The 12,522-nt window shown below is 68.3% G+C and carries 5 protein-coding genes; 1 reads left to right on the forward strand and 4 read right to left on the reverse strand.

Going from position 1 to position 12,522, the window contains the following annotated elements; translation table 11 throughout:
- The first annotated feature begins 57 nt into the window (after positions 1–57).
- Entirely contained in the window at positions 58–747 is a 690-nt protein-coding gene (locus R2B67_RS23480; RefSeq protein ID WP_317820800.1) for an ATP-binding protein, read from the forward strand.
- An 8-nt stretch (positions 748–755) separates the two neighbouring features.
- Here the strand turns inward: R2B67_RS23480 and R2B67_RS23485 are convergent, their stop codons facing one another.
- The 4 genes from R2B67_RS23485 to R2B67_RS23500 are packed head-to-tail and all read right to left on the reverse strand — an operon-like array spanning position 756 to position 12,497.
- Positions 756–2,600, reverse strand: a complete 1,845-nt coding sequence (locus R2B67_RS23485; RefSeq protein WP_317820801.1) for a DrmB family protein — start codon at positions 2,598–2,600, stop codon at positions 756–758.
- On the reverse strand, positions 2,597–5,821 hold the full coding sequence (locus R2B67_RS23490) for a helicase-related protein (protein WP_317820802.1): 3,225 nt from the start codon (positions 5,819–5,821) through the stop codon (positions 2,597–2,599). The genes R2B67_RS23485 and R2B67_RS23490 overlap by 4 nt, the downstream gene beginning before the upstream one ends.
- Positions 5,818–7,731 carry a UvrD-helicase domain-containing protein gene (locus R2B67_RS23495; RefSeq protein WP_317820803.1) on the reverse strand — a complete coding sequence of 638 codons (1,914 nt, stop codon included), beginning with the start codon at positions 7,729–7,731 and terminating at the stop codon, positions 5,818–5,820. Before R2B67_RS23495 ends, R2B67_RS23490 begins: the two co-directional genes overlap by 4 nt.
- On the reverse strand, positions 7,728–12,497 hold the full coding sequence (locus R2B67_RS23500) for a DEAD/DEAH box helicase (RefSeq protein ID WP_381073978.1): 4,770 nt from the start codon (positions 12,495–12,497) through the stop codon (positions 7,728–7,730). The genes R2B67_RS23495 and R2B67_RS23500 overlap by 4 nt, the downstream gene beginning before the upstream one ends.
- Positions 12,498–12,522 lie beyond the last annotated feature (25 nt).

The raw sequence follows: 12,522 nt of genomic DNA on the forward strand, positions 1-12,522 counted from the left end.
GAGAGTTCCAAAATGAGAGTTTCAGTGTCAGTCTTCTCCGCAGAGTGGTTGCGATAGGTGACCACGCGTGTGGCGAGAGTGGTGATCGGCGTGGGTGGCTGCCGCTTCGGTGTGGTTCGCCGAGCCTGGGACGTCTCGTTTCCGGCGGAGCCCAAGGAGCTCGCCGGTCTCAGACGAGTGATCAGGTCGCACCTTGCCCTGTGGGGCCTGGCGGACACCGTGCGGGACGCCCAGCTCTGCGCGACGGAGCTCGTGACGAACGTCATGCGACACGTCGGCGTGGGGACGCCGACTCGTCTGGCCGTCTCGATGAGCGGCAGCCGGCTTCGCCTCGAAGTCGGCGACCCGGAGATCCGGGCGCTGCCCACTCCCGGCCCGGTGGCGGAGGGGCACGAGCGGGGACGGGGCCTGATGCTCGTGGAGGGTGTGGCCGAGCGGTGGGGCGTCGTCCTCAGAGGTGATTCCAAGGTCACCTGGTGCGAGCTTGCCACCGGGCTGCGATCGTCGATCGACCACGTCGAAGGACCACAAGTCGCCAGGGCCGAGGCATTGCTGGGCCTGGCGGGGCTCGCCTCCCGGACCGAAGGGGCCCCGCAGGGTCCGCTGAGCGTGGCCCAGGCGGAGGAGGCCGCCATCGACGTGATCGCGGACCTCCTCCACTGGCTCCGGGCCCACGGCTGCGATCCGGACAGTGCCCTGGACCGTGCGCAGATGAGCTTCGAGGCCGAGCTGCCCGAAGCCGTATGACCGTGTGCTCAGAGGCTCAGAACGTCGCTGAAGAATCCGATCGACGGGTCCTCCGGGGTTCCGATGAGAAGAGCACGGTCGAGCAACCCGTTGTTGTGTTCGCAACTCGTCTCCGGCAGGAGCACGCAGGCATGGCAGGCCGCGAGGTTGATGCCGCCGACGCCACTCCCCTCGGACTCGACGCAGAGAGGGTCGGAGGAGCACCAACGAGCCCTGTCGAGGGCCGAGTCCAGCGACTCCCGGAGTCGACTGGGCTCGCCCTGGGCGACCAGGCCGCCGAGGCTTCCCGCGGAGTCGCTCGTCGCCGTGCAGATGAGCATGCCCGCCATGGTCTCGCCCGCGTACAGCCGTTCCCGGAGGGAGGCCGCCGGATAGCCGCCGTCCAGACTCCACTCGTTGATCAGTGCGTGAGCGAGGGTATGGAGGAGGATCATGCGGGGGGTCGCCGGCGATTCGGGGACGGAATCCGGGTCCTGGGACCGTTCGCGCATCATGCGGGTGTGGTTGTTCCGTACGGCTTCGGCCCGCGCGGCCACCGCCACGCTCCGGGCCCACGTGTCCACCCGCTCCTCCTCGAGCCGGAGGAAGACTCCCTCGCCCTGCACTTCCATCGCGGGTAGCCAGTCCATGTCCTTGAGGGACAGGGCGGCTTCGTGGACGTCCGTACGGGTCTCGGGGGTGTCGACCCGGGAGAAGGCCTTGAGGGCGCGGACTTCCCGCAGTCGCTTCACCAGCATGGGGCCCGTGACTCCGTACGGCGTCAGCACGGTCGGGGAGGACCGGGGCGGCTCGCAGACGAACTGGTCCTCGTGATCCGAGTCGCTCTCCGCCTGTCCCTCGATCAGCCGCTCGTACTCCTGCTTCCGGAGGGCGACGAAGGCGCTGTCGGCGGTGGCCGGCTCTTCGGCGCCCGCGTCCTCCTGGTTCTCCGCTTCGAGCAGCGCGATGACCTTGGCGGCCGAGAAGTCGTACTTTTCCGTCAGCGCGAGGGCCTTGAGGTAGATCTCGATCCCGCCGTCGTTCCCGGTCGCGTACAGCTCGCGGAGTTGATCCATGTGGCCCTGAAGCCGGGTGAAGTGGCCGTCGCTCCACGGGGGGATCGACAACGCGGTCCGCACGATCGGCTGCCAGGCCACGGACGAACCGCGCTGCAGGGTGCGTGGCCTTTCCGAGCAGTGATCGGCCGGTGCGTCCTTGAGCCAGGGGCGTCTGCCGCTGCAGAAGACCTTGAGGTCGGACAAGGCCGTGCCGCTGAAGGCGCCCTCCATGGACACCTCGGGAACACCGCAGGTGCAGGAGACCAGGATCGAGCGGAGGGAGGCCGTCTTGCCACTCGTGCGCAGCCGCATCTCCCCGCCGCAGAAACCGGCCTCGCCCTCCTGCCGATTCTTGCGGTGCGCCCACTTCCAGTACGGGAAGTCGTCGATGTGGCCCTTGGCGCAGGCCATGACGAAGCGGGAAGGGACGAGGTCCTCCTCGCAGTCACCGCATTCGTTCTTCCCCGGCGGGGAGTTGAACTGCTTCACGTGCTGGAGGACGGTGCACTTCGGGCACGAGTGCCACAGGGGGAAGCGGCGCACGTGCACGCCGTCCTTGCTCGTGTCGTCCGATGCCGGGGGCAGGCGGAACGACTTCACACCGAGGACCCGGGCCAACCGGTGCTCGAAGATGGTCGGCGCGTCGCTGATGTTCCACGAGTCGATCCCGTTGACCATGAACGATTCGTTGTCCACGGCGACGAGCGAGCCGACGCCGTAGGTCGTGATCATCTGGGCACGGCGTACGGATCCGCGACGGGGATAGCTGCGCTCCGGCGCTCCGGGCCTGCGGCGTCGGGCAGGGGGAGGAGTCATCGGGTTGCCTCCATGAAAAGGGCGGACTCGGCGTCGACATCGCGCAGGCTCCACAGGGTGGGCCAGGCGTCCTCGCCGATGTCTTCGAAGCCGCACAACAGTGACGGTGTCCTTCGGCCGCGCTTCGGCTCGTAGAGCAGACCGCCGTTGCTCTCGGCCTTCTCCGCCCACCAGTCGACGAACTCGTCGAACGCGTCTGCCGTCGCGGCGTACTCGTCCGGATCGACAGCCTCGACCCGGGCCAACAGAGCCTTTCGGACCTTCTGATCCAGTTCGTCGCGGAACTCCTCGATCCGTCCGGCGCCGTCGTTCGGGCGAGCCGCCGGGATCAGGATGCGAGCCAGCGCGACCACGACGGCATGAAGGCCGCGGTCGCGGGAGCGGGAGGAGAACGGTGTCACGCTGGTCGACTCGACCTCCCGGTACAGCGCCGAGTGGTAGTGCTGGAAGCTCTCGTAGTGCGATCGGTCCCGGGAACGGTTCGCGTTGAGCATCACTGCCACCAGACCGGGGTGGCGGCGGCCCACACGGCTGGTCGCCTGGATGTACTCGGCCGTGGTCTGGGGCTGACCCATGACGGCCATCAGACCCAGACGGTCCACATCGACGCCGACCGAGATCATGTTCGTGGCCAGCAGGACGTCCACGACATCGGGGTGCGGCAACCGTCGCTCCACCTGCTTCAGCCGCTTCGGCACCTCGCTGGAGTTCGCACGACTGGTCAACTCGGTCTGCTCCAGGACCCTTCGCCGCTCCCCACCGTCCCGGTCCGCCAGAAAGCCGAGCTGGGCGTCGACGTCGTCGTGGACCTGCAACTCGGCGGCGGCCAGAAGCCGAAGGCTGTTGAAGTAGCCGACGAGCGTCCAGTACGCGTCGCGCACCTCGTCCGTGTCCTCGCCCTGCGCGGCCCGGTGCAGGAGGTTGGCGTAGGTACGGATGAGCAGGGTGGACTGGCTCGTGCTCGGCGTGAGCAGCCCGACGTACTGCCGACTCGCCTTACGCTCCTTGGGCGTCTCCACGGCGAACCACGAATCCCTGGCGTCGATGCCCGCCGGCGGGAACTGGGCCACATCACGGGCGAACAGCTTCTTGCCCTGCTGCGAGGCCCGACGGATCGTCGCCGTGGACGCGATGATCTTCGGTTCGTTCGCGAGCAGGTCCACAGCCGTCTCGTACAGACCGGTGAGAGTGCCCAGCGGTCCCGAGATGAGGTGGAGCTCGTCCTGGACGATCAACTCCGGAGGCGGAGTGCCGTCCTCGCGGTCCCGGTTGAACAGCGCGGCGGTCTGCTCCCGCCACGGCATGGCGGCGAACTTGTCGACCGTGGCGATCACCAGCGTGGGGCGCGCGTCGTAGACGGCTTCGTCGACCAGGTGGACCGGCAGGCCGCCGTGGAAATCGCACCACGTGTCGGGGCACCGGACGTACATCCGCTTCGCCGCCTCGTCGACCTCGTACTGGTACGCGTCGATACGAGTGCCGCACCAGGGGCACGCGTGCAGTTGGACGGGGTTCTTCTCCTGGAGCTCCTTCTCCTTCCGCAGCTCCACCAGGCTCTCCTCGGCGACCGACAGCTTGTTGGGTGTGGCCGACTGCCCCACCCACATGCCGATGGAGATGGTCTCCGTCCCCAGTGTCCGTTCGTCGCCGAGGCGAATACGTTCCATGGCGCAGATCAGCGACGCCGCGCGCTCGAACTGCTGCAGGGTGAGCAGCCTCAGCGTGTAGCGCATCAGGACCGTCACACCACCGCCGTGCTCCTTGAGCCGCATGCGTCGTAGGAAGGTCGTGAAGGCGATCAGGCCGAGGTAGGCCTCGGTCTTGCCACCACCTGTCGGGAACCACAGGAGGTCGGCGGTACGGCGGTCGTCGTGGTTCGGGTCCACGATCCCTTCCAGGCAGAGAAGCATGAAGGAGATCTGGAACGGGCGCCACCGGCCCGCGGCCGTGTCGGGCGAGCCCTCACGTCCCTTCTTCACCCACTCGCTGCGGGCCCGCTGCTGAGCCATCGCACGGTTGGCGAGACGGAAGGCCCGCATCGCCTCGCTGTCCGTGCCGAGAACTTTGATACCGCGACGCATGCGGGCCAGAGCCGCGCGGCAGTGCTCGATCTGCGCCCGGGCGGGAGCCTCGTGCGGGGTCCCCCGGAATGCCAAGGCCTCCGCCTCCTTGTGGTCGATCCACTCCCCGTACCCGGCCATCAGGTCGTTGAGTGCCGACAACACCTCGGTCTCGGGCCTGCTCGCCAGGTCCTCCATGCTGAGGGCCGAGTCGTCGATCTCGGGGTTGGAGTCGGTGAGCAGCACATCGTGTGTCGGCACGAACTCCGTGCGTACGGTGGTGATCGCCGCGCGCCCGACGTTCGGGGCGCCGATGGGGGGCGGGGTCCAGTCCCAGTCCGCCGAGCAGCCGTGACCGACGGCGAAGGTGGGGGCGTGCCGGTGCAACAGCCGTCCCGTCGCGATCTCGAGGTCGGTCACCCTGCGCTCGGACGGGCGGTCGACCACGCCCGGTGCGCCGGACGCGGTGGTCACGGTCAGGCGGGGCTGGTAGAGACAGAAAGCGTCCTGGAAGGCGTGCTTGCCCACCAGGTTCGTGTTGATCAGCGTCACGGTCACGGTGACCGTTCCGCTCGACGGGGCCTTCGGCCGGACGACCACGTCCAACTCCGCGCCCTCGTGGAGATCGTCCACCCGGTAGCGGCGGGGAACCGTCACATCGACGGTCACCGGGCGCAGGGACAGCTCGCGCCGACGCCAGCGCTCCTTCTGCTCCTGGACGGTCCGCGCCTCCGCGCGCTCCGCGGTCACACGACGCCCGTCCCGGTCGACCGGATCGTAGGCCGCGGCCTCCGTGCGGACGACGATATGGGCGGCGATCTCGGGGTCCACGGCGAACGTCAGCCCCATGGACGAGGGACGCCGGTCACCGACATGAGCCGTACCGAGGTCGGGCAGCGCGTCCTCGACGTCCCGCCCCCTTCGTACGAGCGGAGCGTCGTCCAGCCCGTCGTTCTCGGCGGCGTCCTCCGCCAGCACCCGCTCCGACTCGCGATCGGCCGCCCTGGGGAACAACACCCCTACCGGGTACGTGGTGATCGGCGGATCCTGGGTCAGGATCTCGTCGGCGGATCGGGGACCGAGAAGATCCTTGCGGAGCTGCTCGACGAGCCCTTCCCGGAGTGCGTAGTGAGCGGCGTGAACGCTCGTGTCGTCCGTCATCCGACGATGCCTTCCTGCGTGGAACCTCTGACCCGCCTGTAGCGCCCGAGCCCTGACATGCGGGGCACCGTCCAGATGCCGTGGTCACCGAGCCCGGCGCGGGCCCCTGAGGCGCCGCTGCCCGCGACGCTCTCCAGGCAGTCGACCCGGAATCCGTTGATCTCCACCGGCCAGTTGATCTCCCACGTCTTGTTGATCTTCAGGGACGTATGGAGATCCTTGCGGAACCGCTCCGAGACGACGGAGATCGGCCTGTTCCCGTGAAAGATCGTGTACGGAGGACTCTGGTCGGCGGCCATGGGCATCTCGTGCTGCGGCCGGAGAACCAGCTCGTCACCGGGGGAGACCGACGCGGCCAAGTAGTCCTGCAAGGACGGGGCGTCGTCGGTGAAGCCGTCCGTACCGGGCGGATGCTCCCGACCCACGTCCTGTCCGGAGGCCACGATGCCGTCGCGGATGTACGGCTTCCAACCGCCCAGGTACCAGCGCTCGGTGACCTTGTCACGGCGTACGAGCGCGGTGTCGGGCGCCGCGATGCGGAACAGGTCGTCCCGGGCGCGGGTCATCGCCACGTACAACGAACGCGCCTCGGCCGCCGGGTCGACATGGGTGTGCTGCTTGCGCAGTTCCGCTGTCGTGGCCGGTTCCACCACGATCACCCGATCGAATTCGAGTCCCTTGGCGCGGTGCACGGTCGACACCACCAGGTTCGCGGGCTCCACGGCCGCCAGGTCGTCCGGGAAGCGCCCCTCGGCGACCAGACGTCGCACCGCCGCCACATCCATCAGCCCTCTGGGGGCCCGGGCCGCGCCGCGCAGGGAACGCCAGATCCGTGCACGGTCCCCGACGGGAGCGGTCGGTCCGGCGGAGAGCAGCTCCTGGAAGCGCTCCTCGGTCAAGGTGGTGGTACCGGTGCCGCGGAGGACCGAGGTGACCCAGGCGGGGACGGGGCGGTCCTGGAGGGCGCGCTGGACCCGATGCCCCACTCCGAGGGAGAACAGGGCCTCGGACAGCACCAGAGCTTGGCGGTTGTCCCGGCAGAGAATGGCGCAGGTGCCCGGGTAGGCCCGGAGCGACTCGAGGGTGAACGGGTCGTCCAGAGGGCCGAAGTCGGGGCACGAGCGGAGCAGGTCGGTCAACCGACGGTGGAACTTCTCGCCTGCCGCGTCGGATTCGGCGGGCTCCGACGGCAGCCTCTTGAGCTCGGCGCCGAGCTCAAGAGCGGTACGGGCCTCCTCCGTACGGGCCCGGAAGTTGGTGGTGAGGTGCAGTTCGATCAGGTCGTCGGGGTAGGAGGCCCGGAGCCAGTCGAAGAAGTAGTTCGTCTCCGCGGCACGGGCGTCCTGGTCGGAGACCTGGAAGCCGAAGATGGCCTGGGCCCCGTCCCCCACCACGGTGAATCCGCAGCTGTCCTGGAAGCGGTCCAGCAGCGTCTCCACCATGTCCCGGCGGTCGCCCACCAGGTCCTGGACCTCGTCGATCACCACGTGGGCCGGGGGCCCCTGCTCGCTCTCCTCGACGGCCCCCCGCAGGATCGCCTCGGTCGTCTCCCTGATCCGCTCGTCGAAGCGCAGCGCGCCCCAGTCCCGGTCGGGCTGCTCGCCGCGCAGCACCGAGTAGGCCCAGGAGTCGAAGGTCTGCACCCGGACCCGACGGGCCTGACGGGCGTGCAACGCGATCCGCTCGCGCAGCTCACGGACCGCCGCGCGGGAGAAGCTCAGCACCAGGATCTCGCCGGCTTCGAGAGCCTCCTCCTCGTGACCCATGAGGGCGTCGAGGCGGCGGACCAGGGTGTGCGTCTTTCCCGCGCCCGCGCCGGCCGTGACCAACAACCGGGCGTCCCAGGGCTGCTCGACCACAGCCCGCTGTTCCTCGGTGAGGGGCGGGCTGTCGTGGTACGCGTCGGTCACTTGGCCCTCCACAGGTGCTCGAACTGCGTGAAGGCGAGCGCCTTGCCGTAATTGGTGATGTTGTCACGCACGTTGAGGATCAGGCAGGTCTCCTTGCCCCCGTTGCCGGGACCGCGCAGACCGCGACCGATCATCTGTTGGTAGACGTTGGGGCTGTAGGTGGGGCGGGCGACGACGACGGCCCGGGTGGCCGGGGCGTCGAACCCCTGTGTCAGGACACCGTAGTTCGTGAGCACGCGCACGCGACCGCGGCGGAAGTCCTCGATGCTCTTGCGGCGCTCGCCCGTGGAGGTCGCCGAGTCCACCGAAGCGGCGGTGATGCCACGGTCCTTGAGTTTCGCGGCGAGAAACTTGGCGTGCGCCACGGACGTGGCGAAGACCAGGACCGGCCAGTCGGAGGGCATCTCGACGATCTCCTCCAGGATGCGCTTGTTGCGGTCGTGGTCGTCGGCGAGGCGTTGCTCGGCCGCCTTCGACAGCAGGCTCATCTGGTCGGCCCGCTCCTTCTCGTCGTTGGTCAACTCGATGGTGCCGCCCATGAGGACCCGATGATCGACCTTCGCCAGCATGCCGAGCTTCTGCAGTTCCCCGTACGCGTCGTCGGAGGGGAAGATCCCGTCGTCGAGACGCTGTGCCCCGAAGCGCTGGACGAGGCGCTTCGTCTCCTCGTCGTTCGTGTTGCGGAAGGGGGTCGCGGTGAGCCCCAACAGATGGCGCCGCGTCTCACGAGCGGTCAGGCCGAGTTGTTCGAGAATCTTCGTGTACTGGGGAGAGATGGCGACATGGGCTTCGTCGACGATGACCAGACTCGCCTTTCGGAGCCATGCGTATCCGTCGGTGCCGAGGCAGTTGCGGAGTTTCGCGTCCGTGGCGATCACCAGGTGCGGTCGGTCGCTCACCGGCCCCGCCTCGTTGGTCGTCCACAGCCTGCTGATGGTGAGAGAGCTCTCGGCGCCGACCTTCGACCACACGAAGCTCCAGCTCTGGACGGCCTGCTCACAGAGTTCCTCGGTCTGGGCGATCCAGAGGATGGGTCCGTCCAACTCCCCGACGGACTTGACCCAGCGGATCACCGCTTCCGCCGCCACCCGGGTCTTGCCCGCGCCCGTGGGCAGGGACAGCATTCCGCGTTGGGGCGCGAACCGGTCGAGCATCGCGAACACCTTGGTGGCGAGACGCTCCTGGTAGTCGTGCAGCCGCGGGAACTCGGTGGGGCCGGGGACATCCACCCTCGGCGGTAGCGAAGGCGCCCTGGTTCCGGCGAAGGAGTCGGGGAAACCGAACTCGGAGACGAACTTCACGGCGGGAGAGGAGCCGGTGAAGCCCGATGGCGCGTGGCTCGGGTAGGCGGCCAGCAGGTCGCGGGTGTGCATGTGCAGTACGCCATCGCCATGGGCGTTGTACGCCATCCGTGCGATCCGGCGGGCCGACGGATCGACACCTCCGAGTTCGGCTCGCTCGCTCTCCAGCAGGCCGGGCGGCAGGCCTGCGCGGAGCGCGGCCTCGCCGATGAGCAGTTCCAGCTTCTCCTCGACGCTCTCCGCCTCGCGGACCTTGCGTAGGGCCGCCTGGAGCTGCTGGTCGGCCTCCTGCCGCTCCTGGGCGTCGAGAACCGCTCGGCATCCCGCTTCCTTCAGCCCCCAGCGCAGCTCACGGTCGACCGCCACGAGAGCGGCAAGCCGATCCTTGGGCTCCAGGACGAGCACAGTGTTGCCCTGGAGGGCGCTCTTGAGGGGCGCGGACCGGGTGCCTTGGGGGGTACGGGTCACCTCCTCCAACTCTGAGCACGGCAGCAGTCGGTAGTTGTTGACCGCATTGCCCATCCGCTGACGGAGGGTGGGGAACTCGTCGTGCAGGGCGGCCGGTTCACCGATACCCACATGGCGGGTCTCCCTGCTGACGACGTCGGCGTAGCGCAACATCCCCCACGTCTTGACGAGTAGAGCCGCGTCCTCGGTGCTCCCTGCCAGCAACGCCGGAACCTGCTCCGCACGCAGTGTGCGGTACTCCGCCTCGGACGCCGCGACGGCGATCTTGTCGTCCTCCTGTGCGGACCACTGCGACCCGATCCGGCAACGGGTGAGCTCCCCCTCGGGGAAGTCGACCTCGAGCCGGGTCAGCATCACGTACGTACGACCGACGAAGGTGTCGTCGTCGCTGGTGCGGAGCCGTTCCAGCAGGCGATCCCACTGTTTCACCGGAACGTCGTCCACGACGGTCGGCAGATGGAGCTTGCGGGCCTTCTCGGCGCTGATGTCCGCCACCGGCAGGACGTCCGCGTACGCGTGCAGCTGGGGGCCCACCGCGTCGGAGACCGGGACGACGCCCTGCGAGGTGGGGACCCGCCCGTGGCGGGCGAGCATCCAACGCAGCGGGGAGTGAATGGACTTGCGCGTGCCCACCTGGACGCCGAACTGCATGGTCCAGGTGTCGATGACGCTCGCTTCGGGCAGCGCCTTCACGAAGGCCGCCCGGCCCTCGTCCGACAGTCGCTCCAAGAGATGCAGCGGTCCGCCGATGGGGGAGCCCTCAAGCTTGAGCCTGGCGAAGGCCGGACGGGAAGCGTTGCTGCTCAAGGTCCGGCAGTAGCTGTCGTAGATCGCCGTTGCGTATTCGGAGAACCACGCTTCGTCCGACGAAGGGCGGTGACCGGCGGTGGGCGTCGCGCGCAGGCCGAACTCGTGGAAGACCATCCGGTCGTCGGAGTGGAAGTCCAGGTCCACGGCCACCGAGCGATCCCGGTCGCCGTCGGCGGGCACCACAGCTCCGGGGAGAAGGCAGTCCCGCATGCGGTGGAAGCGGCCGTCCACGGTGCGCACGTACAGGGTTGCCATCGGGTCGGCCACGCGGGCGATCACCTCGCCGCTCACCTGACTGCCGCCCGCGCTGTGGAACAACTCCCAAAAGCGGGCCCAATCCTGAGGGCCGTAACCGACGAAGCCCTGCTCCAGGACGCCGATGAAGCGGCCTCGGGAGTCCGCCTCCCGAATACCGATGGTGTTGAGGTCGCGGATGAGTGACTCGTCCTCGGACAGAACGGGGTCCACATACGTCGTGCCGTCCCGCAGACCGTCCTGGACGGCCCGGCGGAAGACCTTGCCCACCACGGCGGGCACCAGGCCGCTCTCCTCGGTCAGCACGATGCGCGCGGTCCGGGCCTCGTCCGCGAAGGGCGAGCCATCGCGGATCATCGCGGCGACGATGCGGATCGCGACGGCCGAAGCCTCGGCCGTACCGTCGCTGACGAGCGCTTCCAACCACTCGCGGACGGTCGCCCGGCCCTGTCTCGTCTGTTCGAGAACGTGTGCCACCTTGCCGGCGCGGAACTCACCGGCTTCCACGGAGGGGTGCACCCAGTTCGAGGGACGCCCGGGGTACGCGTTCCACATGCGGAGCCAGTCGACCTTGAGCGGGTTCTTGCCCGTCGGCGCCGGGTGTACGCGCAGCTCCCTGGGGGCTCGCAGGACGCCGTCCTGGTCGGGAAGGGACGGGAGCTGCGCCGTCAGCTTCCAGATCTGCTCGGTCAGGTACCTGTCGGCCCAGTTGAGGGTCTCCGACTCCCTGGTCCGACCGGGCAGCAGCGGAAGGTATGCCCCAGGGTCCTCGGCGGGAGCCAATCGAGGCAGCGATTCGACCACCAGCCTTGCGGCGACCTGGATGATCTCCTCGTTGAAGGGGCTGGAATCCAGGAGGTTCTGGCGGTCCTCGTTCGTCTTCCAGGCGCCGTTGAGGATGCCTGCCAACGTCATCGGATACTTGGTCGGGAAGAACGACCAGAACTCGCCGCGTCCCTTGGGAATGGTGAGGACGGTGTCACCGGTGTACTCGGGAACGGCCCACGAGATGTCGATCGTTCCCCGGTCGTGCATCTCGCCCGCACTGGCCCGCGCCCGTTCGGTGGGCCGGTGGGCGTGGGTGAAGACCTTCCAGGTGGCATGGGACTCCGGCTTGCCCGTGCGTACCTCGTGGATCGTGTGCACGATGTCCTCGTGCTCGACCGTGATCTCCCGCCGGATATGCGGCATGGTCCGACGGTTCTCCAGGACCACCGTCCCCACATGGTGGGAGAAGAGCTGGAAACGCGAAGGGAACTCCCGCTGGATCTGCTGCCCGGTGACCGTGTGGATGTCGTGTCCCAGACGATCGGCCGCACCGGGCAGAAGAGGAAGCCGGACCACGGTGGTGGCCCAACCGAGCAGCTCATCCAGAACGGGATCCGCCGCACGTTCCGTCTCCGCCTCCAAGGGGCGGGCCATGCGCAGGACGGGGGCCTCGAAATCGCCGTCGACCGCCTGGCCGCCGGCCTTACGGATCTCTTCGAGAGACCATGCCCGGTCGAATCCGAAGGCCCCGGACGTGCTGAAGAACTGAGGAGCGTCGGTGACGGCCAGGACCGATTTCACCCCGACCCCGAAGCGACCGATCTGCCCACCGCGCTTCTTCGACACACTCATCCGAAGGATGGTCTCGGCTCCTTCCGCCGTGACCTCCTTTCCTTCGTTCGCGCAGTACAGGTGCGTGTTGGTGAGGACGACGTGCACCTTCCCGCCGGGAGAATGCGCGATCTCGTCCGCGGCATTCTGGACGAGTTCGAACAACTGGCGATCCCCGTAACCGCCCTGGGTGATCCGACGCTCACCATTGGCGTGTTCCAGAATCAACCCCGGGTCGACGCGATACGTCTCCAGAACGCGCGCCGACTGCTCGATGATCGTCTGGATGACGGACGTCTCGCCCGAACTGTCCGTCACATTGGGGTGGTTCAAAGTATTCCCATTCCGTGGCTGTGAG

It is taken from the genome of Streptomyces cyaneofuscatus (genome assembly GCF_033109485.1).
In the GTDB taxonomy this organism is placed as follows: Bacteria; Actinomycetota; Actinomycetes; order Streptomycetales; family Streptomycetaceae; genus Streptomyces; species Streptomyces cyaneofuscatus.